The organism is Polaromonas sp. P1_F9 (assembly GCF_056405615.1).
Map to the genome: position 1 here is coordinate 60,067 of NZ_JBFUBT010000003.1, position 20,561 is coordinate 80,627.

Genomic DNA, 20,561 nt, shown 5'->3' on the forward strand with positions numbered 1-20,561 from the left:
TCATAAAAGTCCTTCGTCATGGCGTGGGGAGTGGAGACGGCTCATTCTGCGCAAGAACCAGACCGAAAGACCATTCCATGCATTAGAGAATATGTATGATTGCGTTGCCAAATCGGCAATGCTCCGGTTGCCCATGCCCTGGCAGCTCCGCCATCACCCGACGCCCATGACCCTTTCTCCCCAGGTTGCCCGTCAATTGCAGGACACCGCGCTGCGCTACTTCCTGGAGGTCGTGCGCTGCGGCTCCATCAGCGAAGCCTCCCAGCGCCTGAATGTGGCGGGGTCTGCCATCAGCCGCCACATCGCGCACCTGGAAGACCTGCTCGGTGCAACCCTTTTTGACCGCCATCCCAGGGGCATGGTGCCCAGCGCCGCCGGGGAGATGCTGGCCGTGCACGCGCTCAAATCGGCGCACGACTCGGAGCGCGTGGTGCATGAGATCCAGGCGCTGCAAGGCATGCAGCGCGGGCGGGTGCGGCTGGCCTGCACCGAAGGTTTTGCGATGGAGTTCCTGCCCAAGGCCATCAGCGACTTCATGAGGACGCATCCCGGCATCCAGTTTCACCTGGGTGCGCACCCCCCGGCGGAATGCTCGCGCCGCGTCCTGCATGGCGATGCCGACATCGGCCTTACCATGAGCCGCACGCCCGAAAGCGGCATTCAGGTAGAGCACGTGCAGCCGTCGCCGGTGATGGCGGCCATGCGCTTTGACCACCCGCTGACCCAGTTCAAGCAGATCAGCCTGAAGCAGCTGCTGGCCTATCCGATCGTGCTGCCGGAAACAAATACCACCGTGCGCCAGCTGTTTGACATCGCCTGCAGCCTGCAGGGCCTGACCGTGTCGCCGGTGCTGACCAGCAACTACGTCAGCAGCCTGAACGACTTTTTGCGCCATTACCCGGAAAGCGTCACCATCGCGGGCGAAATATCGGTGCGCTACAAGGTCCAGCGCGGCGAGTTTGCCTGCATACGCCTGCGTGACCGCGGCCTGGATCTGCGCAATGTCGAAGTGCAGACGGCCGCGGGCCGCACGCTGTCGCGGGCGGCGCAGGCCTTTCTGGCGCATTTGAAAACAGAGCTGTCGGGCTCACCGGCCTGAGCTGCCGGCGGCAGGGCGGGCGCCTTGCTGGCCCCGTGCTGGGTTGCTATCAATACGATAGCTGCTTGCGCAAGCAGCCATTGGGCTGAAGCCAATTTTTGTGCCTGAAAACAGCTAAAAAACTTGAATCAGGGTGTCGCGGCTGTGCTTTGATGCCGCCAGGATGCTTGTGGCGCAACTATTGAAGACACAAATGGCCAGTGACCCAACAACACTGTGCGCAAGCAGCTATCAAAACAATAGCGCTGGAAAATACCAGTGCCTTGAATCGTTATTCGATTATTGAGATAAATTAAGAGCTATATATTCTTTTGAGTTTTAACGCTTGCTCCCCACAATGCTTTGATCAGCAACCAAGGAGCACAGCATGACCACTCTCAGACTCGGCGATACCGCCCCCGACTTCACCCAGGACTCCACCGCCGGCAAGATTTCCTTTCACGAATGGGCAGGCGATTCCTGGGTGGTGCTGTTTTCGCACCCCGCAGACTTCACACCCGTCTGCACCACCGAACTGGGCAAAACCGCAGCCCTGAGCGGTGAATTTGCCAAGCGCAACGTCAAGCCCATCGCCATCAGCGTGGATCCGCTGGAGTCGCACGGCAAGTGGGTCAATGACATCAACGAGACGCAAAACACCACGGTGAATTTCCCCATCCTGGCCGACGCCGATCGCAAGGTGGCCAACCTGTACGACATGATTCACCCAAATGCCCTGAGCACCGGCCCCACGGCCACCGTGCGCAGCGTGTTCATCATTGACCCGAAAAAGGCCATCCGCACCACGTTTACCTACCCCGCCAGCACGGGCCGCAACTTCGATGAGATCCTGCGCGTGATTGACTCGCTGCAGCTGACCGACGGCTACAAGGTGGCCACGCCGGTGAACTGGAAAGACGGCGACGACGTGATCATCGTGCCCAGCCTGCAGGACCCGGCCGAACTTGCCCAGCGGTTTCCCAAGGGTTTCAAGGCGATCAAGCCTTACTTGCGCGTCACGCCCCAGCCTAATAAGTAACCAAAGTGCGTTTCATCATCGTCCCTGGCTGGCGTGACTCGGGCCCCGGCCACTGGCAAAGCCTGTGGGCCGAACGCCTGAGCAATGCGGTGCGCGTGCGCCAGGACGACTGGATCACGCCTTCGCGCAAGGCCTGGGTCGCCTCGCTGGCCAACACCATCTTGCTGCAGGACGAGCGGGTCGTGATCGTGGCACACAGCCTGGGCTGCATTGCCACGGCGCACTTGCCGCCTGAGGCGGCAGAGCGCATTCATGGTGCCTTGCTGGTGGCGCCGGCAGACCCGGAGCGCCGCGCCGTGCTGAGCGACTTTGCGCCCGTGCCCTACCAGAAGCTGCCTTACCGCAGCGTGCTGGTGGCCAGCAGCAACGACCCGTATTGCCCGGTGCGCCTGGCCGGTGCCTATGCCCGCGCCTGGGGCAGCGAATTTGTGCGCATGCAGGACGCCGGCCACATCAATGTGGAGTCGGGCCACGGCGAATGGCCGCTGGGCATTGCGCTGTTGCAGTCGCTGGCAGGTGATGCATCGCTGACGGCGCCCCGTCTTGATTTTTCTTCTTTGGCAAATTCTTCGTCTTCTTCTTTTGGGTCCCTGGAAACGGCATGACTTCTTCAAAAATAAAAATAGCCCTTGTAACGCTGGCACTGGCCGCGGGCGCTTCATTCTCCGGCACGGCCTCGGCGCAAACGCTTCTCAATGGCTCGTATGACGTAGCGCGCGAGTTTTACAAGGAATACAACGCCGCTTTCATTGCCCACTACAAGAAGACCACGGGCAAAGACATCAAGATTGACCAGTCGCATGGCGGCTCCAGCGCCATTGCACGGTCCGTGGCCGATGGCCTGGACGCCGATGTGGTGACCATGAACACCTCGACCGACGTGGACTTCCTGGCCGGCGCCGGCGTGGTCGCCAAAGACTGGACGAAGAAGTTTCCCGACAACGCATCGCCCACCACGTCCACCATGTTGTTCCTGGTGCGCAATGGCAATCCCAAGGGCATCAAGGACTGGGACGACCTCATCAAGCCCGGCATCCAGGTGATTCTGGTGAACCCGAAAACCGGCGGCAATGGCCGCTACGCCTACCTGGCCGCCTGGGGATATGCGAAGAAGAAGGGCGCCACGGATGCGCAAGCCGCCGAGTTCGTCGGCAAACTGTACAAAAACGTGCCGGTGCTGGGCAAGGGCGGGCGCGACGCGACCACCGTGTTCCTGCAACGCAATATCGGCGACGTGCTGATCACGTTTGAGTCCGAAGTGCTGTCGGTGAACAGGGAGTTCGGCGAAGGCAAGGTGGACGCGGTCTATCCGTCCATCAGCATCGTGGCGGAAAACCCGGTGGCGATGGTGGAGCGCACCGTGGCCAGGAAGGGCACGGCCGAGCTGGCCAAGGCCTACCTGAACTACCTCTATTCAGACGAAGGCCAGGAAATCGCCGCACGCCATGCATTGCGCCCGCGCTCGCAGGCCATCCTGAAAAAATACGCCAGCACCTTCAAGCCGCTGCAGCTCTTCACGGTGCAAGACGTATTCGGCAGCCTCGGTGAAGCGCAAAAAGTGCACTTCAACGACGGCGGCCAGTTCGACAAGCTGTACACCGTCAAGTAGACCGAAAACTGGCCCCCACGTTCGCTCGCTTCGCGTAGCTCTCTGCCCCCCGAGGGGGCGAATTTTCCTAGGGGCGGCCCGTCGGAAAATTGCCCTCCTTCGTTTGACGCCCAGACAGGTCAGTGCCGTTTTTACATGCTCACTCAAACAATTTCCACGTCATTAGCGCAGTCAGCGCGAGGTGTTCCTGCGGGTAGCAAACGCGCCGCAAAACGCGTGCTGCCCGGTTTCCGCCTCACGCTGGGCTACACCGTGCTGTACCTCAGCCTGATCGTGCTGATCCCGATCTCGGCGCTGTTTTTCAAGACCTTCACGCTAAGCTGGGACCAGTTCGTCACCGCAGTGACATCGCCGCGCGTGCTGGCGTCTTACCGCCTCACGTTTGGCGCCTCGTTGATCGCGGCGCTCGTCAACCTGGTGTTTGGCCTGCTGCTGGCCTGGGTGCTGGTGCGCTACAAATTTCCGGGTAAAAAAATCGTCGATGCGCTGGTGGACTTGCCTTTTGCGCTGCCCACAGCCGTGGCCGGCATTTCGCTGACGGCCTTGCTGGCCGGCAACGGCTGGATAGGCCAGTACCTTGAGCCCATGGGCATCAAGCTGGCGTTCACGCCGGCCGGCGTGGTGATTGCGCTGATTTTCATCGGCCTGCCGTTTGTGGTGCGCACGGTGCAGCCGGTGCTGGAAGACGCCGAGAAGGAACTCGAAGAAGCAGCCACTTCGCTGGGCGCCACGCGCCTGCAGATTTTCACCAAGGTCATCCTGCCGCACATCACGCCTGCCTTGCTGACTGGCTTTGCCATGGCGTTCGCAAGGGCGATCGGCGAATACGGTTCGGTCATTTTCATCGCCGGCAACATGCCCATGATTTCTGAAATCACGCCGCTCATCATCATCGGCAAGCTGGAGCAATACGACTACGCCGGCGCAACGGCCGTGGCAGTAGTGATGCTGCTGGTGTCGTTCGTGCTGCTGCTGGTCATCAATGGCCTGCAGGCATGGCAGCGCCGAAACGCGGGAGCCCCAGCATGAGTGGCCCGCTGAATCAACCTGTTCGCCGTGTCGCGTCCGGTACGACCGAATCGCCGTGGGTTCGCTACACGCTGATCACGGTCGCACTGATGTTTGTCTTGCTGTTCCTGATCTTGCCGCTCGCCGCCGTGTTCACTGAGGCCTTGCGCAAGGGCTTTGGCGCCTACATTGCCGCGCTGCAGGAGCCCGACGCCTGGTCGGCCATCAAGCTCACCTTGATTGCCGCCGCGATTGCCGTGCCGCTGAACCTGGTGTTCGGCGTGGCAGCCGCCTGGGCGATTGCCAAGTACGAATTCCGCGGCAAATCGGTGTTGACGACACTGGTCGACTTGCCGTTTTCCGTGTCGCCGGTGGTGGCCGGCCTGATTTACGTGCTGATCTTCGGCGCGCAGGGCTGGTTCGGGCCGTGGCTGCTGGCGCATGACATCAAGATCATTTTTGCCGTGCCCGGCATTGTGCTGGCCACCGTGTTTGTGACGTTTCCGTTCATCGCGCGTGAGCTGATCCCGTTGATGCAGGCGCAGGGCAACGACGAAGAGCAGGCCGCCATCGTGCTGGGCGCCACCGGCTGGCAAACCTTCTGGCATGTAACCCTGCCCAACATCAAGTGGGGCCTGGTGTATGGCGTCATCTTGTGCAACGCACGGGCCATGGGCGAGTTTGGCGCAGTGTCGGTGGTGTCGGGCCACATCCGCGGGCAGACCAACACGCTGCCGCTGCATGTGGAAATTCTCTACAACGAATACCAGTCCGTCGCCGCATTCGCCGTGGCATCGCTGCTGGCCATCCTCGCGCTGGTCACGCTGGTCATCAAATCGGTGGCCGAATGGCGCCACGAAGCAGAAATGAAAGCCGCGGCTGATTTGCCGCCTGAGCGGCCGCAGAGTCCCGTTGACGGGACAGCCGTGGCAGCCGCTCGCTAAAGGAAAACATCATGAGCATTGAAATCCGCAACGTCAGCAAACATTTTGGCGACTTCCAGGCACTGGGCGATGTCAGCCTGGACATTCAATCGGGCGAACTGGTCGCCTTGCTTGGCCCCTCGGGCTGCGGCAAGACCACGCTGCTGCGCATCATTGCCGGGCTGGAAACCGCCGACCGCGGCAGCATTCTTTTCAGCGGTGAAGACACCACCGACGTGCATGTGCGTGAGCGCCAGGTCGGTTTTGTCTTTCAGCACTACGCGCTGTTCCGCCACATGACCGTCTTTGAAAACGTGGCTTTCGGCCTGCGCGTCAAGCCCCGCGGCCAGCGGCCCAGCGAAGCGCAGATCAAGGAAAAAGTGCATTCGCTGCTCAACCTGGTGCAGCTCGACTGGCTGGCCGAGCGCTTTCCATCGCAGCTTTCGGGCGGGCAGCGCCAGCGCATTGCCCTGGCGCGTGCGCTGGCGGTAGAGCCCAAGGTGCTGCTGCTCGATGAACCATTCGGTGCGCTCGACGCCAAGGTGCGCAAAGAGCTGCGCCGCTGGTTGCGCCGCCTGCACGACGACCTGCACGTGACCAGTATTTTTGTGACGCACGACCAGGAAGAAGCGCTGGAAGTTGCCGACCGCGTGGTGCTGATGAACCAGGGCAAGGTCGAGCAGATTGGTTCGCCACAAGAGGTGTGGGACCACCCGGCCAGCCCGTTTGTGTATGGCTTCCTCGGTGACGTGAACCTGTTCCACGGCCGCGCCCACGAAGGCGAAGTCCAGCTCGAAGGCCTGCGCCTCAACTCACCCGAACACGCCAGCGCACAGGACGCCAAGGCCTTTGCCTATGTGCGCCCGCACGACCTGGACGTGCAGCGTTATGCACCAGGCGCTGAAGGCATCGTCGCCCACCTGGAACGCGCCATCGTGATCGGCCCGATCGCGCGGCTGGAACTGATTCCCGCCGAAGGCTACGAACAAAAGGGCAATGTCTCAGGCGACTCGATCATCGAAGCCCAGATGACCTCGCAGCAATTTGCCGAGATGGGCTTGCGCGAAGGCGACATGCTGGTGGTGACGCCGCGCAAGGCGAGGGTGTTTGTGGAGGGGTAATGTTTGAAATGAGAGATTCGACCCGGCTTGCCGGGGCGAGTCTTCTCGATGGAAGGGTTAGGCGCTTTGACCGCCCGACGCTACTAGCGCCCTTGCAATTGCTTCTATGCAACAGGCTTTCCATCTGGCCCTTCCAAGAGAATCTGGTAGGAAAGGTCTAGCTGCAACGAAAGCACAGCGTTTGCTGTCAATGCTTCCTGCAGGTCGCGGAGGATTTCATCGAGCCTCCCATCGATTTGCCCATGCACTTCCGATATGCGTACGACTCTCTTAAGCGACTGCATGTGATTGTTGCTGGCATCGGCTTCTGACCGGAGGCTGCGTAATTCGATATCCAACAAGATGCCGCGCCAAAAGAATGCCCAGGATGTCAGGTCTCGCGGTCCTGCGGGGCCGTAGCCTCCGCGGTACACGAGAAATATTCGTCGCTCGTGGTTGGCCGTCCACGACGATTTTCCCGCTCGGTAGAAGTGTGGGTTAGGTGCCAGGCGAAGAAGGCTCTTGTCCTTGGGCAAGATGAATTCGTGTTCGAACGGCATGGCAGCAATGCTAGTGGTGAATCCGCGCAAGGCGAGGGTGTTTGTGGAGGGGTAGTTGCGCGCGTGTGCAGGCAGCTGGTTATGCAGATCGAAACTTGCCAGACTTCAACCAATATGCTGCTGCAAACCTTCGACCAATGCGTCGAAGGTTACACGGCAACGCGGGCTGTGACGCAGGTCTTCGTGCATGGTCAGCCAGGTTTCGAGTTTAAAGGACAACTCGCCAGGCAGAACCCGCACCAGGGCGGGGTCACGCGCCGCCAGCGCTGACTGGCACACGCCAATGCCGGCGCCGGCACGTATCAGTGCCAGTTGCGCGAGGTCGCTGTCGGTACGTGTGGAAAACGCCGCCCGCTTCCATGCGGGCAAGGCTTTGCGCGCCGAACGCAGGAAGGGTGTCTCTTCGTCAAACCCTATCAGCGCATGCTGCGCCAGGTCCGCTGATGACTGCGGCGTGCCGCGCGCGTCCAGGTAATCGCGGCGTGCGTAGAGACCCAGTTCCACTTCGCCCACGCGGCGAGCGATCAACAGGTCCTGCTTGGGCTGGGTCATGCGCACGGCAATGTCGGCTTCGCGTTGCAGCAGGTCCTGCACGCGGTTGGTCAGCACCAGTTCGATGGTCAGGCCCGGGTGCGTGCGCTGCAGTTGCGCGACGACGGGTGGCAGCACTTCGACACCGATGACTTCGCTCACCGTGACCCGCACCGTGCCGCGCACACCGTCACCCTGGCTTTCGGCGGCACGGCGCAGGGCGGCTGCGGCGCTGGCCATTTCTTCGGCGAAGGGCCGCAGTCCCAGCGCGGCTTCGGTCGGCGCAAAACCGGTTTGTGAGCGCGTGAACAACGCCAGGCCGAGCGACTTTTCGAGGGAGGCGACATGGCGTCCGACCGTAGGCTGTGCCACCCCCAAAGACCGTGCCGCACCTGAGAGCGAACCCTCGTGCAGCACCCCTAAAAACGAACGGTAAAGCTCCCAGCCAGCATCTTCTTCCATACAAAAATGTATAGCCGTTACCCTGCTTTAGTCAATTCCATTTTGATGCCCCGGGGCCCAGAATTTCCCCATAGCAACTTTTTTGGGGAATGGCATGAGCAGCAAACAAGACAAATCAAACACAGCACTGGTGTTGGGCGCAACCGGTGGCATCGGCGGGGAAGTCGCGCGGCAACTGGAGGCGGCAGGCTGGCAGGTTCGCGCGCTTAGCCGTGGTGAGTCGCGGCCGGGCGAGCAACGTGGCGGCATCACCTGGCTGCGTGGCGATGCGATGAATCCCGGTGATGTCATGGCTGCAGCACAAGGCTGCGGCGTGATCGTGCACGCAGTCAATCCGCCCGGCTATCGTCGCTGGGGCGAGCTGGTGCTGCCCATGCTGGACAACACGATTGCGGCCGCCCGGGCGCAGGGCGCGACCATCGTGCTGCCCGGCACGGTCTACAACTACGGGCCAGACGCATTTCCCTGCCTCCGGGAGGATTCACCGCAACACCCGCAAACGGCCAAAGGTGCGATTCGCGTGCAGCTCGAGCAGCGGCTCAAGGATGCGACCAGCGACAGTGGCCAGGGCTGCTGCCGGGTGATCATCGTGCGCGCGGGGGATTTTTTCGGGCCGGGTGCCGGGAACAGCTGGTTCTCGCAAGGCATGGTTCGGCCGGGCGCACCGGTGCGCAGTGTGAAGCTCCCTGGCAAACCTGGCGTCGGTCACCAGTGGGCGTATTTGCCGGATGTGGCGCGTACCATGGTCGCCTTGCTGGCGCGGCGTGACGTTCTGCCGGCATTTGCAACCTTCCATATGAACGGCCAGTGGGACTCCGACGGCCGCCAGCTGGCTGAAGCGATCTGCCGTGTCACCGCACGGCACGACGAACCTAAGCCGTCAATAAAGTCCTTTCCCTGGTGGGCGGTGACCCTGGCCGCGCCTTTTGTCGAGACCCTGCGCGAGCTGCGCCAGATGCGCTACCTCTGGAACACGCCGGTACGCATGGACAACGCCTCCCTGGTGGCGGCGCTCGGTGCGGAGCCGCACACGCCGCTGGACATTGCTATGGAGGAAACACTGCAAGGGCTGGGCTGCCTTGTTGCGCATGGCGGGAATTTCAACCATGGAAGTGTCCGCCGCAGCTGAAGCAAGTCAAGCTCGGCCTTTTGATGTCGTCAAACGCTTCCAGTTGGGCGAGGCCGACTTGGGGGGCGGCTACTGGCTCGTGCCAAACCTTAGCGCCGACCTGGCACGCGCCCGTTCTGCTTCTACCTCACGGTTGCGCGGCTCGGCGTTGGTTACCAGTGTGCGGATGAGAGCCCGTGCTGAGGCCGCCACCTCTTCCACTGCGCGGTCGAACGCGGCCTCGTTCGCCTTGGATGGCACGTTGAACCCGCTGAGCTTCCTGACAAACTGCAACGAGGCGTCACGGATTTCCAGCTCCGTGGCCGGCGGCTCGAAGTTGAAAAGGGTCTTGATGTTGCGGCACATGACGGCTCCTTGAAGCAAAAGACTTGGAAATCATTCCACGGCGCATTTTGCCGCCAGCCGCAACCCTTCACCCAGCCTGGTTGTCTCTATTCAGCGGGCCTGATCACCACTGATTCAGCCGACGCCACAAAAGGCCCGTGGTACACCGCCTCGATGTTGTTGCCGTCCGGGTCCAGCACAAAGGCGGCGTAGTAGCCGGGGTGGTATTTGCGCTCGCCCGGCGCGCCGTTGTCGGTGCCGCCTGCGGCCAGGGCTGCTTCGTAGAAGGCTTTGACCTCTGCGTGGTCTTTGGCCCGGAAAGCCAGATGGACGTGCGAGGTAGATCCGTCAGCCTGGTCTATCCACAACTCGTCGGCCGAAAAATGGTCATCGGCTTCCTGGATGGCGCTTTCCTTGTTCAGTGACTTGAGCACGGCGCGGTAAAAGCGCTTGCTGGCCGCGAGGTCATGGGCGCGCAGGTGGACATGGTCGATGAGTCGTCCGCGGTGTATTTCCATGGTGGATCCTTTCCGGGTTGGTCCCCAAAAACTGAAGTCCTGAAAATCTACGCCCGCCGGGGCACCCCATCTGTAGGACAAATGCTGGCAAATCAGGGCGAGAGGGGGCCGCAGGGATGGAGCGACAGGGAAGGGTAAGGCGACGAAGAATCTGCCTGCAGGCATCGCCCAAGGGAACTTATCCCGCACCAAACGCCCGAACCCCTGGACAATTCACAATTCATCCAGAAAAAAAGAGGGCTCCCTGATGTTTTTGACGTATTTCGACGCCATGCCGCGCCGCGTGCTGGTGCTGATTGCTGCGGCCTGTGTGGCCATGCTGGCCTTTGGCCTGTACCTGCAGCATGTGGTGGGCCTGGAGCCTTGCCCGATGTGCATCGTGCAGCGGTATGCGCTGGTGCTGGTGGCGGTGGTGGCGGGCGTGACGGCTATCGCCAAAAGCCGGGGCCTGCTGATCGCCGGTTCAGGCCTGATGGTGCTGCTCTCGGGTTTTGGTGCTTTTGTGGCGGCGCGCCAAAGTTTCCTGCAGTGGTACCCGCCTGAAATTGCCTCTTGCGGCCGCGACTTCTACGGAATGATTGAAACCTTTCCGCTCAAGCGCGCCATTCCCATGATCTTCAAGGGCAGCGGCGACTGCACCAAGATCGACTGGACTTTTCTGGGCGGCTCGATTGCCAACTGGTCGTTTGTCTGCTTTGTGGTGATTGCGCTTGCGGGTTTGCTGCTGGTGGTCCGCCTGGCACGCAAACGCTGAATCGACCGCATCGCCAGTTTGGCGGCGCATTGCCAGCTCATCCTGCAAGCTTGGGGCCGCAGCGCCCCGTCCATAGCCTGGGCATGTAATTTTTCACCTGAAAAAGGGGATGGCGCCAGCCGTGCGCCATGACTAGACTGAATATCCAGTCGCCGGTTTTACCGGAAGGTCAGCTCATCAACATTGCCGCGCTGCGGCACAAGGATGGTCCCCATGGCAGCAGGAAGGGTGTTATCGCGCTTTGGCTTTCCGGTCCTGGCGAGTGCCGGCGCCGCTGCCAGCGCCTATTACCTGGCAAACCAGCCGGTGGTGCCGGTCAAGTTCTCGACGTGGAGAAACACGACGGATCCGCAACAGGCAGAACACATGACCGTCAAATATGGACGGGGTTCCTGGGGCCATTACGAAGATTTCCGGATGGGCAGCGGCCCACCCCGTACGGATTTGCCAAAGTTTGGCGCCGTGAACAAGCTGACGGGCATAGATGAGTCCAAACCTTACTCGAACCTGGCCTATGGCAGCCATACACCGACGGAGCACAGGGACCGCTTCCTGGCGCGGCCGGCTCTGGCAAGCGATGTCAAGAAGGGGCGGGAATACCGCTATGACTCCAAGGAGGCGATGCGCGCAAAGGTGTCGGTGTTCGAGCTCTGGAAGCTCAAGCAGATGACGAGCGAACGCCAGCAGCACGGCGTGTTCCACCTGTACGGCGAGGCATCAGACCCTTACACGACGCGGTGCATGACGCACATTGAAACGCTGGCCAGTGTCCGTGGCCAGAAGCTGGCTCCCGACAACCCTTCCAAGGTGGCGCACGAGTTTCATGCGCTCAACCCCTCCAGCACCGAGAAACCCAAGCTGAAAACCTATTCGGTAGAGGGCGTTCAGCGCCCTGGCAATGTGCCGGTCGGCACCCCGGTCAAGAACCACCCCGGCACGCTGGACAAGGCGTATTGGGAGGCGGCCAACAAGGGCGCCCACAACGTGGGCCGGCCACCCCCGCCCAAACTCTAGACGCGCGAACAGGGGTGCTGTCGCAAGCGCGCTGCCCCCTGATTTGCAGGGAGGTGTCGGTTCGCCCGGCGGCTCCGGGGTGAATAATTCTCGACTGGGGTACCCGGGTTTCATGGAGATTGGCAGGGCGTCGAATCGGTCATATACTGTACATAAATACAGTATATTCAGCTTGATCCGGACCACCTTCCATGCCCACCCTCACTGCAATGCCCAGCGCTTTGCCGGACTTTGCCGACGCCCTGAATGCTCAGGTTTGGCGGGCCGGCGAACTGGGCAGCGCGAGTGTGCAGACGGTGGCCACAGGTTATGCGGCGCTCGACCAGGCCTTGCCGGGAGGCGGCTGGCCGCAGGGCGCGCTGGTTGAACTGCTGCTGCCGCAGGCGGGCCAGCAGGAATGGGGTTTGCTGGCGCCCGGCCTGGCCCGTGCCCTCAACCAGCCCGCCACACCGGATGAGCCCGGCGCGCAACTGACGGCGCTGGTCGGTGCGCCTTATCTGCCGTTTGGCCCGGCGCTGGGCGCGCGCCAGATCGACATGCGGCGGCTCATCAGCATTCACGGCAAGCCCGGTGACGCGCCTTCGCTGCTCTGGGCCACGCGAGAGGCGCTGCAGTGCGCTGACGTGACCGCCGTGCTGGCCTGGCTACCCGATGCGCGCAGCGCCCACCTGCGCCGCCTGCAGATTGCCGCGCATGCGCACCACAAGCTGCTGTTTGTGTTCCGGCCGCTGCGGGCCCAACACGAATCGTCACCCGCGCCGCTGCGCCTGCTGCTGGAAGGCACTGTGCAGGAGGCCGGCAACCTGTTGGTCCACGTGCTCAAGCGCCGCGGCCCGCCGCTGGCCGCGGCGGTGTTGCTCGATACCCGGCCCGCGCGGCTGTCGGCCTTGCTGGCGGCCAGCCGCGACAGGGCCCGGCAAAAGCGGGAAGAGCTTGCACCCATCCTGCTGCCGTCTCTGGTTTCGCTGCCTGTCACCTCACCCCGGAGCTCCATCCATGCGTTGCTGGATCGCATTGCGCATCTCGATCACCACTGATACGGCGCAACCGGCCCCTGTGTTGGACGCCGCGGCTTTGCAGCGCGCGGTGGCCAGCCTGGCGCTGGGCTTCACGCCGCGCGTGGCGGTGGTCGATGAAGCGGTGCTGATGGACGTAACGGGCAGCCTGCGCCTGTTTGGCGGGCTGGCGCGGCTGATGCAGCTGCTGGCGCAGAAAATCGAGCTGTTTTTTGAATCAAATCAGGTTACAGCCCTTATGGAACGTGCGCAAGGCGCTACATCTTTGATAGCAATCGGACGGCTTCGGCTGCAGCAGGATCAGGCCGGCGCGGTGAAAAAACGCGTGGCCGACCTGCCCATGCACACGCTGACGGCCGCGCGCCCGCACCTGGGTGTGCTGGAGCGCATAGGCTGCCGCAGCTGGGACGACCTGCTGCGCCTGCCGCGTGACGGCGTGGCGCGGCGTTTTGGCGCGGAGCTGCTGGACGCGCTGGACCGCGCCCGCGGCACCGTAGCCGACGACTACGCGTGGCAAGTGCTGCCCGAACACTTTGAGGAAAAGATTGAGCTCAACGCACTCGTGACCCACGGGCCTGCGCTGATGGCGGGCGTTGAGCGCTTGCTGGTCCACCTGCACGCCTGGCTGCTGGGGCGTCAGAGCGGGCTTTGCGCCCTGAAAATCATCTGGCACCTGGACAAGCGCCGCGATGTTGCGCCGACAGGTGAGCTTGAGATTCGCACCGCCCAGCCCGCCCAAGACCTGCGTCACATGGCGCGCCTTATCTCAGAGCACCTGGCGCAGCAAAAGCTGCCGGCGCCGGTGCACAGCCTGACGCTGCAGTCGCTGGCCACCGAGCTGCTGGCTGACTCGGCCGCCGCCACTGGCAGCCTGCTGATGGAAGCGCGCCGGCAGGGCGACAGCGTGGTGGAGCTGGTCGAGCGGCTCAGCGCCCGCCTGGGTGATGCCAATGTGCAAGCCTGGCAACCTTGCACCGACCACCGGCCCGAGCTGATGCAGCGCTGGGTGAGCGCCCGAAGCGCTATTAAATCGATAGCTGCTTGCGCACAACCAGTGCGCGCCAGGGCTCTAAAAGGCTTAAGAAAAACCACTTCGCATGCTTTTCCGGATGCCCAGGCCGAAGCCTTGTACCCGGCCTGGCTGCTGCCCGAGCCTTTGAGGCTGCAAGCGGCGGGCAACAGCCCGGTGTACCAGGGCAAGTTGACACGCCTGGCCGGGCCGCAGCGGCTGGAGGCTGCCGAATGGTTGCTGGCTGATCGCGACAACCGCAGCGCTGAGCCGGGCCTGTGTGAAAAACCGTGGGCGTTCCGCGACTACTACATCTACCGCAGCCAGCAGGGCGGCTTGCTGTGGGTTTACAGCGAAAGGCTGGGCTCTGCCGTCCAGGCCGGCCGGCAACGCACCTGGTATTTGCACGGCTTTTTTGCCTGAGGCCCGCATGCCTGCCTACGCGCTTCCCGATTACGCCGAACTGCACGCGCTGAGCAACTTCAGCTTCCAGCGCGGTGCCTCGCACGCGCAGGAGCTGGCCGATCGCGCTTCCGAGCTGGGCTACAAGGCGCTGGCCATCACCGACGAATGTTCGGTGGCCGGGGTGGTCAGGGCGCATGAGGTGGCAAAGAAGCTGGGCCTCAAACTGCTGCCGGGCGCGGAATTTCTGGTGCAGGCGCCCTATGCCTTCAGGCTGGTGGTGCTGCCGCACAACGCGGCAGGCTGGGGCAACCTGTGCGAGTTCATCACCGAAGCGCGCAAGGCCGGCGATGTGGTGGAGAAGGGCAGCTACCGCGTCGCGCTGGGCGAAACGGATTTCTCCCGGCTGGGGGATTGCGAAATTTTGCTCGCGCCCCTGCATGAAGCAGGTGCGGGTGCTATCAATACAGAAGCGCTTTGCGCTCATTGCGCCTGGGCTGCAGGCCTTTTTGGCACCAATGCCTGGCTGGCGGTGGAGCTGCTGCAGGGCCTGGACGACGCGCTGCGCCTGCAGCAGCTGCAGGAGGTGGCGCAGCGCACCGGCATACGGCTGGTGGCGGCGGGGCATGTGCTGATGCACAAGCGCTCACGCAAGCCGCTGCACGATGTGATGACCGCCATCAAGCTGGGCAAACCGGTGCACGAATGCGGCTTTGCGCTGCAGCCGAATGCCGAATCGCACTTGCGGCCGCGCATGCGCCTGGCCGAGATTTACCCCGCCAGCCTGTTGCGCGCCACGCTGGAAGTGGCGGCGCGGTGCAATTTCAATCTCGATGAGATCCGCAACCTGTACCGCTACCCGCAGGAAGACATGGTGCCGGCGGCCGAGACGCCTTCGCGGTGGCTGCGGCGGCTGACCTGGCAGGGCGCCCATACACGCTACCCGCATCACATACCGCACAAGATCAGGCGGCAGCTGGGCTTTGAGCTGGCGCTGATCGAAGAACTTGAATACGAGATGTTCTTCATCACCGTGCACGACATCGTGCGGTTTGCGAGAGAGAAGGAAATTCTTTGCCAGGGGCGCGGCTCAGCGGCCAATTCGGTGGTGTGCTTTTGCCTGGGCGTCACGGCCGTCAACCCCGCGGAAAGCAAGCTGCTGTTTGAGCGCTTTATCAGCCGCGAGCGCAGTGAACCGCCCGACATCGACGTGGACTTCGAACACGAGCGGCGTGAAGAAGTCATCCAGTACATCTACGGCAAATACGGCCACGACCGCGCCGCGATTGCCGCCACCGTCATCAGCTACCGGCCGCGCAGCGCGATCCGCGATGTGGGCAAGGCGCTGGCGATGGCACCTGAACTGATAGACCTGTTCGCCAAAGAGCATTTCTGGTTTGACGGCAGCGAGGTGCTGCAGGAAAAACTCAAGGAAGCCGGGCTGGAGGGCAGGGAAGGGCCGGTGCTGCAATGGTTTGACCTGTCGGCGCAGCTCATCGGCTTTCCGCGCCACCTGAGCCAGCACGTCGGCGGCTTTGTCCTCACCCAGGGCAAGCTCACGCGGCTGGTGCCGGTGCAGCCGGCCTCAATGGAAGACCGCCGCATCATCCAGTGGGACAAGGACGACCTGGAGGCCATGGGCTTGCTGAAAGTGGATGTGCTGGCGCTGGGCATGCTGTCAGCCATACGGCGTTGCCTGGACCTGGTGAACCGGACGCGGGGCAGCCGGTTGGAGATGTACCAGGTCGAGCCGGACGACACACCCACCTACGACATGATCTGCGAAGCCGACACGGTGGGTGTTTTCCAGATTGAAAGCCGGGCCCAGATGTCCATGCTGCCGCGCCTGCAGCCGCGCGATTATTACGACCTGGTGGTGGAAGTTGCCATCGTGCGGCCGGGGCCCATCCAGGGCGGCATGGTGCACCCTTACCTGAAGAACCGCGAAATCCTCAGGAATGGCGGCGAGATCAAACCCGAATACCCGGCCCTCAACCCGGCCCTGGAGCGCACGCTGGGCATCCCGATCTTCCAGGAGCAGGTGATGCAGATCGCGATGATCGCCGCTGACTTCACGCCCGGGGAGGCCGACGACCTGCGCCGCTCCATGGCGGCCTGGAAGCGCAAGGGCGGGGTAGACCGCTTTCATGGCCGCCTGGTCAATGCGATGGTCAAAAACGGCTACAGCGCTGAATTTTCAGAGCGCATCTTCAGCCAGATATTGGGCTTTGGCGACTACGGCTTTCCGGAAAGCCACGCTGCCAGCTTTGCCAAGCTGGTCTACGTGAGCTGCTGGCTCAAGCGCCACGAGCCGGCCTGCTTTCTGGCGGCCATGGTCAATTCGCAGCCCATGGGTTTTTACACGCCGTCCCAGCTGGTGCAAGACGCGGTCCGCCACCAGGTGGAGGTGCGCGCAGTGGACGTCATGCACAGTGAATGGGACTGCACGCTGGAGCCGCAAGGTGTGTTGCCTGCGGGGACGCAGCCGGCGGTGCGCCTGGGCCTGCGCCTGGTGGCCGGCTTGCGTGAAGAGGCCGCCTTGCGCCTGGTGGAGGCGCGGGCGCAAGCGCCTTTCATTTCGACGGAAGACCTGGTGTCGCGCGCCCAGCTGGGTACGCTGGAAATCAACGCACTGGCCGCCGCCGATGCCCTGCTGCCGCTGGCCGGGCACAGGCGCCAGCAGGTCTGGGAGGCTTCAGCCATCAAACTGGCGCCGCGCCTGCTCAAATCGGTGCCCACGCACGAAACGCCGCTGGCCTTGCCCGACACGCCCGAGGGCGAAAACATTTTGTTCGACTACCAGGCCACCGGCCTCACGCTGCGGCGCCACCCGGTGGCCTTGCTGCGGGAACGGCTCGCACGCAAAGGCCTGCTGAGTGCCAGCGAGCTCAATGCCTTGCCTGACGGCGAAGAGGTGGCCGGCTGCGGCATCGTCACCGTGCGCCAGCAGCCGCAAACTGCCAAGGGCACCATCTTCGTCACGCTGGAAGACGAGACCGGGCCGGTCAATGTGATCATCTGGAAATCGCTGCGCGAAGCGCAACGCCCCGAGGTGCTGCATGCGCGCCTGCTGGCGGTTCACGGCGTGTGGCAACGCAGTGAAGAAACCGGCACCGCCAAGGGCTACGGCGCGGTGCGCAACCTGGTGGCGCATCGGCTCGAAGACCTCACGCCGCTGCTGGGGCGCCTGGGCACTTCGAGCCGCGATTTTCATTGAGGGGACGGCACCTCAAACAGGCACCTTCAGTCAATCCATCGTCATGCGCTGTCATCAGAAAAATCCTGCTTGTGGGTCAGGCTGACCCGGCAACCCGCCTTAGCGCGTCGTCGGTTTCCTGTTGCAGCGCCTGCATCAGCGAGCTCGCATCCCGGTGCCTGAGCAGTGGAGCGGCCTGACCGGACCAAAGCGACATCAAGTCTGTTCTGCTCTGGGCAATGGCCGCCGGTTTCATCTGGCCTGTCAGCCAGTTCTGGACCGGGTAGGGCGCAATGCGACCTTCATGCGCCTTCAGCTCGTTCATGAAGCGGTTTTCAATGCCGCGCGCCAGGCGCCCGCTGAAAGCACGGGTGAGGGCTGTGTACCTGGCGTCGGCGCTGAATAACTTCTGGCGGTGGATGTCACTGGCAGATGACTCGGCGCACGCCAGGAAAGCCGTGCCAATCTGCACGCCCTGGGCGCCCAGCGCCAGGGCAGCCGCAATGCCACGCCCATCGGCAATGCCGCCGGCGGCAATGACCGGGGCCTTGATCGCGTCGACCACCTGGGGGATCAGCGCCAGTGTGCCGGTGAGCGAGTTTTCGGGCGGGCGGAGAAAGGACACGCGGTGCCCGCCAGCCTCAAAGCCGGTTGCCACCACCATGTCGACGCCGGCGTTGTCGAGCGCTATCGCCTCCTCAGGTGTTGTAGCGGCGCCCAGTGTCACGATATCAAGCGCCTTGCATTGGCGCAGGATGTCCGGCGACGGGATGCCGAAGACAAAACTGAACACGGCGGGCCGGGCTGCCAGCAGGCCCTGCACCTGGTCGTCGTAGCGCGGACTGAAACGCTCCGGCCGGGTCGGCAGGGGTTCACCGAGTTCCTTGAAGTAGGGCGCGAGCAGCGCCAGGTGCTGTTCGAACTGCGGGTCTGTGAGCGGCGGGTCCTCGCTCTTTTCATGCGGCACCCACAGGTTCAAGGCGAAAGGCCGTTTTGTTTTCAGGCGTATGGCCTGGGCCGTCTCTTCAATTTGCGCGCCTGTCAGGTGATGCACGCCAAACGAACCCAGTCCCCCGCTTTCGCAGACCGCCGCGGTCAGGGCCACCGAGGAAAGTCCGCCGCCGAAGGGACCTTGCACAATCGGCGCTGCCAGGCCCAGTCTTTGGGTCAGCGCCGTGGTTTTCCAGCGGCTCATGCCAGCAGTCCTTCGGCCTTCAGCGCCTCACGCACGGCGGGCCGGCCGGCGACACGTGCCAGGAAGTCCTGCAGGTGCTTCAGGTCCGCCAGGTCCAGCGACACGTACTTGGCCCAACCCGTGACCGCAAACAGATAGGCATCGGCCACGGTGAAGGACTGGCCGAGCAGATAGTCTTTGGATTGCAGCTGAGTGTTGACCCATTCGTATTTTTTGCGCAGAACGCTGGCCAGGGTTTTCTTGGCGCTGCTGTCCAGGTCCGGGTTGAAGAGCGGCGTGAAGGTCTTGTGGAGCTCCGAAGTGATGTAGTTCTGCCACTCCATCACGCGGTAGCGGTCCATGCTGCCGGCGGCCGGGAGCAGGTCGGCGCGGCCCGCCTTGTCGGCAAGGTATTGGGCAATGATGGGGCCTTCGGTCAGGCGCTCGCCGCTCTCGAGCTCCAGCAGCGGCACTGCGCCCTTGGGGTTGATGGCGTAGTAGTCGGCCCCGTCTGCGGTGGTGTGGGTGCCTGTGTCAACTTTTTCAAGCTTGAATGCCTGCCGGGTTTCCTTCAGAACGATGTGGGGAGCCAGTGAGCAGGCGCCGGGAGAGAAAAACAGTTTCATGGGTTCCTTGGACTAGGTGGGTTGGGAAGACCTCATGCTATTGATGATGTTCGTGGAGATAAATGGAGATTGATTAACTTCATAAGTTACATGGCGTAATAGATAATCCACAGAAAATCAAAACCATGAGCCGTCAATTTGATGATCTTCAGCTGGGAAGCATTGAGCTTTTTTGCCTTGCGGCAGAGCTCAGCAGCTTCACGGCGGCGGCAACCAGTGCCGGCCTCACGCCCGCTGCCGTGAGCCGCTCGGTGTCGCGCCTGGAGGAAAGACTGGGCGCGCGGCTCTTCACGCGCACAACGCGGCAGATACGGCTGACCGAAGCCGGCCGCGCTTATTTTGAGCAGGCGCGGCAGGCCCTGGGACAGCTGGTGGAAGCCGAGCGCGAAGCCACGGGCCAGCAATTGGTGCCGGCCGGCGTGCTGCGCATCAGCCTGCCCACGCCTTACGGACACTACCGTGTGCTGCCGCTGCTGCCGGCTTTTCGGGCCCTTTATCCAGCGGTGCAGGTCGAGGTCAACCTGAGCAACCGCAATGTCAACTTTGCCGACGAGGGCTACGACCTGGCCATACGCGGGCGCGCACAGCCCGACTCAGGCCTGGTCGCGCGCAAGCTGGAAGATGCCGCGCTGGTGGTGGTGGCTGCGCCCTCGTACCTGCAACAGGCGGGAACACCGGCCTCGCTGGAGGCTTTGCAACAGCATGACTGCATCCAGTTTTTGTTGCCCAGCAGCGGCCAGAAAATTCCGTGGCTGTTCAGCCAGGCGGGCAAGGAACTGGAGGTGGCTACCACCGGTGGATATTGCTGCTCGGAAGACCTGCTGGGTGGGGTGACGCTGGCTCGACACGGCGCGGGCCTGCTGCAGACTTACCGTTTTATCGTCGAAGAAGACTTGCGCCAGGGCCGGCTGCAAGAGGTGTTGCAGCCCTTTGCAGGGCGGTCACGGCCGTTTTCATTGCTGTACCCGCATGGCCGGCACGTGCCCTTGCGGGTGCGCTTGTTCATCGACTTCCTGCTTGAAAAGCTCAAGCAGTAAATGCCGGCCGCAGACTGGAGGGATGGGCCTGGCCGGCCAGTCCAGCCAGACG

Annotated in this window: 20 protein-coding genes; 14 read left to right on the forward strand and 6 right to left on the reverse strand. The window is 62.8% G+C overall.

The window, feature by feature from the left end; translation table 11 throughout:
* Window positions 1–166 precede the first annotated feature (166 nt).
* The 7 genes from AC1DYR_RS09230 to AC1DYR_RS09260 all read left to right on the forward strand — a co-directional run bounded on the left by AC1DYR_RS09230 (window position 167) and on the right by AC1DYR_RS09260 (window position 6,778).
* Window positions 167–1,099 (forward strand): LysR family transcriptional regulator, encoded by a 933-nt coding sequence (locus AC1DYR_RS09230; RefSeq protein ID WP_477704851.1) that lies wholly within the window; start codon window positions 167–169, stop codon window positions 1,097–1,099.
* Window positions 1,100–1,466: 367 nt separating this feature from the next.
* On the forward strand, window positions 1,467–2,117 hold the full coding sequence (locus AC1DYR_RS09235; protein ID WP_477704852.1) for a peroxiredoxin: 651 nt from the start codon (window positions 1,467–1,469) through the stop codon (window positions 2,115–2,117).
* Between the two features lie 5 nt (window positions 2,118–2,122).
* Window positions 2,123–2,722, forward strand: a complete 600-nt coding sequence (locus AC1DYR_RS09240) for an RBBP9/YdeN family alpha/beta hydrolase (protein ID WP_477704853.1) — start codon at window positions 2,123–2,125, stop codon at window positions 2,720–2,722.
* The gene (locus AC1DYR_RS09245; RefSeq protein WP_477704854.1) at window positions 2,719–3,726 is read left to right on the forward strand and encodes a sulfate ABC transporter substrate-binding protein; all 1,008 of its coding nucleotides are present in this window, start codon (window positions 2,719–2,721) and stop codon (window positions 3,724–3,726) included. Before AC1DYR_RS09240 ends, AC1DYR_RS09245 begins: the two co-directional genes overlap by 4 nt.
* A gap of 135 nt (window positions 3,727–3,861) precedes the next feature.
* Window positions 3,862–4,755, forward strand: coding sequence for a sulfate ABC transporter permease subunit CysT (cysT, locus tag AC1DYR_RS09250; RefSeq protein ID WP_477704855.1), 894 nt, complete (start codon window positions 3,862–3,864; stop codon window positions 4,753–4,755).
* Complete coding sequence (gene cysW / locus AC1DYR_RS09255) at window positions 4,752–5,678, forward strand: sulfate ABC transporter permease subunit CysW (protein ID WP_477704856.1); 927 nt, start codon at window positions 4,752–4,754, stop codon at window positions 5,676–5,678. The genes cysT and cysW overlap by 4 nt, the downstream gene beginning before the upstream one ends.
* An 11-nt stretch (window positions 5,679–5,689) precedes the next feature.
* Entirely contained in the window at window positions 5,690–6,778 is a 1,089-nt protein-coding gene (locus AC1DYR_RS09260; protein ID WP_477704857.1) for a sulfate/molybdate ABC transporter ATP-binding protein, read from the forward strand.
* A 104-nt stretch (window positions 6,779–6,882) separates the two neighbouring features.
* On the opposite strand, the gene AC1DYR_RS09265 is transcribed toward AC1DYR_RS09260, so the two are convergent.
* Window positions 6,883–7,317: a hypothetical protein gene (locus AC1DYR_RS09265; protein WP_477704858.1), complete on the reverse strand. Its 435-nt coding sequence runs from the start codon at window positions 7,315–7,317 to the stop codon at window positions 6,883–6,885.
* 105 nt (window positions 7,318–7,422) lie between these two features.
* Window positions 7,423–8,310 carry a LysR family transcriptional regulator gene (locus AC1DYR_RS09270; protein ID WP_477704859.1) on the reverse strand — a complete coding sequence of 296 codons (888 nt, stop codon included), beginning with the start codon at window positions 8,308–8,310 and terminating at the stop codon, window positions 7,423–7,425.
* A gap of 94 nt (window positions 8,311–8,404) precedes the next feature.
* Here AC1DYR_RS09270 and AC1DYR_RS09275 point away from each other — a divergent pair, with 94 nt between their 5' ends.
* The gene (locus tag AC1DYR_RS09275; protein WP_477704860.1) at window positions 8,405–9,439 is read left to right on the forward strand and encodes an SDR family oxidoreductase; all 1,035 of its coding nucleotides are present in this window, start codon (window positions 8,405–8,407) and stop codon (window positions 9,437–9,439) included.
* A 69-nt stretch (window positions 9,440–9,508) separates the two neighbouring features.
* On the opposite strand, the gene AC1DYR_RS09280 is transcribed toward AC1DYR_RS09275, so the two are convergent.
* Both AC1DYR_RS09280 and AC1DYR_RS09285 read right to left on the reverse strand, forming a co-directional pair.
* Window positions 9,509–9,784, reverse strand: a complete 276-nt coding sequence (locus AC1DYR_RS09280; RefSeq protein ID WP_477704861.1) for a DUF2277 domain-containing protein — start codon at window positions 9,782–9,784, stop codon at window positions 9,509–9,511.
* An 86-nt stretch (window positions 9,785–9,870) separates the two neighbouring features.
* Window positions 9,871–10,281, reverse strand: a complete 411-nt coding sequence (locus AC1DYR_RS09285) for a VOC family protein (RefSeq protein ID WP_477704862.1) — start codon at window positions 10,279–10,281, stop codon at window positions 9,871–9,873.
* Window positions 10,282–10,528: 247 nt separating this feature from the next.
* Here AC1DYR_RS09285 and AC1DYR_RS09290 point away from each other — a divergent pair, with 247 nt between their 5' ends.
* From AC1DYR_RS09290 to AC1DYR_RS09310, 5 genes are all read left to right on the forward strand, one after another.
* Window positions 10,529–11,035, forward strand: a complete 507-nt coding sequence (locus AC1DYR_RS09290; protein ID WP_477704863.1) for a disulfide bond formation protein B — start codon at window positions 10,529–10,531, stop codon at window positions 11,033–11,035.
* 213 nt (window positions 11,036–11,248) lie between these two features.
* Window positions 11,249–12,049 (forward strand): hypothetical protein, encoded by an 801-nt coding sequence (locus tag AC1DYR_RS09295; protein WP_477704864.1) that lies wholly within the window; start codon window positions 11,249–11,251, stop codon window positions 12,047–12,049.
* A gap of 191 nt (window positions 12,050–12,240) precedes the next feature.
* Window positions 12,241–13,086: a translesion DNA synthesis-associated protein ImuA gene (gene imuA, locus AC1DYR_RS09300; protein ID WP_477704865.1), complete on the forward strand. Its 846-nt coding sequence runs from the start codon at window positions 12,241–12,243 to the stop codon at window positions 13,084–13,086.
* The gene (locus tag AC1DYR_RS09305; protein ID WP_477704866.1) at window positions 13,046–14,497 is read left to right on the forward strand and encodes a Y-family DNA polymerase; all 1,452 of its coding nucleotides are present in this window, start codon (window positions 13,046–13,048) and stop codon (window positions 14,495–14,497) included. The genes imuA and AC1DYR_RS09305 overlap by 41 nt, the downstream gene beginning before the upstream one ends.
* A 7-nt stretch (window positions 14,498–14,504) precedes the next feature.
* Window positions 14,505–17,693 (forward strand): error-prone DNA polymerase, encoded by a 3,189-nt coding sequence (locus tag AC1DYR_RS09310; RefSeq protein ID WP_477704867.1) that lies wholly within the window; start codon window positions 14,505–14,507, stop codon window positions 17,691–17,693.
* A gap of 76 nt (window positions 17,694–17,769) precedes the next feature.
* On the opposite strand, the gene AC1DYR_RS09315 is transcribed toward AC1DYR_RS09310, so the two are convergent.
* Both AC1DYR_RS09315 and gstA read right to left on the reverse strand, forming a co-directional pair.
* The gene (locus AC1DYR_RS09315; RefSeq protein WP_477704868.1) at window positions 17,770–18,867 is read right to left on the reverse strand and encodes an NAD(P)H-dependent flavin oxidoreductase; all 1,098 of its coding nucleotides are present in this window, start codon (window positions 18,865–18,867) and stop codon (window positions 17,770–17,772) included.
* Entirely contained in the window at window positions 18,864–19,472 is a 609-nt protein-coding gene (gene gstA / locus AC1DYR_RS09320; protein ID WP_477686401.1) for a glutathione transferase GstA, read from the reverse strand. Before gstA ends, AC1DYR_RS09315 begins: the two co-directional genes overlap by 4 nt.
* A 125-nt stretch (window positions 19,473–19,597) precedes the next feature.
* Here gstA and AC1DYR_RS09325 point away from each other — a divergent pair, with 125 nt between their 5' ends.
* Complete coding sequence (locus tag AC1DYR_RS09325) at window positions 19,598–20,509, forward strand: LysR family transcriptional regulator (RefSeq protein WP_477704869.1); 912 nt, start codon at window positions 19,598–19,600, stop codon at window positions 20,507–20,509.
* The last annotated feature ends 52 nt before the right edge of the window (window positions 20,510–20,561 follow it).

Coding starts and splice junctions, on each gene's coding strand:
- AC1DYR_RS09230 (WP_477704851.1), top strand. CDS start 167: ATGACCCTTTCTCCCCAGGTTGCCCGTCAATTGCAGGACACCGCGCTG.
- AC1DYR_RS09235 (WP_477704852.1), top strand. CDS start 1,467: ATGACCACTCTCAGACTCGGCGATACCGCCCCCGACTTCACCCAGGAC.
- AC1DYR_RS09245 (WP_477704854.1), top strand. CDS start 2,719: ATGACTTCTTCAAAAATAAAAATAGCCCTTGTAACGCTGGCACTGGCC.
- cysT (WP_477704855.1), top strand. CDS start 3,862: ATGCTCACTCAAACAATTTCCACGTCATTAGCGCAGTCAGCGCGAGGT.
- cysW (WP_477704856.1), top strand. CDS start 4,752: ATGAGTGGCCCGCTGAATCAACCTGTTCGCCGTGTCGCGTCCGGTACG.
- AC1DYR_RS09260 (WP_477704857.1), top strand. CDS start 5,690: ATGAGCATTGAAATCCGCAACGTCAGCAAACATTTTGGCGACTTCCAG.
- AC1DYR_RS09265 (WP_477704858.1), bottom strand. CDS start 7,317: ATGCCGTTCGAACACGAATTCATCTTGCCCAAGGACAAGAGCCTTCTT.
- AC1DYR_RS09270 (WP_477704859.1), bottom strand. CDS start 8,310: ATGGAAGAAGATGCTGGCTGGGAGCTTTACCGTTCGTTTTTAGGGGTG.
- AC1DYR_RS09275 (WP_477704860.1), top strand. CDS start 8,405: ATGAGCAGCAAACAAGACAAATCAAACACAGCACTGGTGTTGGGCGCA.
- AC1DYR_RS09280 (WP_477704861.1), bottom strand. CDS start 9,784: ATGTGCCGCAACATCAAGACCCTTTTCAACTTCGAGCCGCCGGCCACG.
- AC1DYR_RS09285 (WP_477704862.1), bottom strand. CDS start 10,281: ATGGAAATACACCGCGGACGACTCATCGACCATGTCCACCTGCGCGCC.
- AC1DYR_RS09290 (WP_477704863.1), top strand. CDS start 10,529: ATGTTTTTGACGTATTTCGACGCCATGCCGCGCCGCGTGCTGGTGCTG.
- AC1DYR_RS09295 (WP_477704864.1), top strand. CDS start 11,249: ATGGCAGCAGGAAGGGTGTTATCGCGCTTTGGCTTTCCGGTCCTGGCG.
- imuA (WP_477704865.1), top strand. CDS start 12,241: ATGCCCACCCTCACTGCAATGCCCAGCGCTTTGCCGGACTTTGCCGAC.
- AC1DYR_RS09305 (WP_477704866.1), top strand. CDS start 13,046: ATGCGTTGCTGGATCGCATTGCGCATCTCGATCACCACTGATACGGCG.
- AC1DYR_RS09310 (WP_477704867.1), top strand. CDS start 14,505: ATGCCTGCCTACGCGCTTCCCGATTACGCCGAACTGCACGCGCTGAGC.
- AC1DYR_RS09315 (WP_477704868.1), bottom strand. CDS start 18,867: ATGAGCCGCTGGAAAACCACGGCGCTGACCCAAAGACTGGGCCTGGCA.
- gstA (WP_477686401.1), bottom strand. CDS start 19,472: ATGAAACTGTTTTTCTCTCCCGGCGCCTGCTCACTGGCTCCCCACATC.
- AC1DYR_RS09325 (WP_477704869.1), top strand. CDS start 19,598: ATGAGCCGTCAATTTGATGATCTTCAGCTGGGAAGCATTGAGCTTTTT.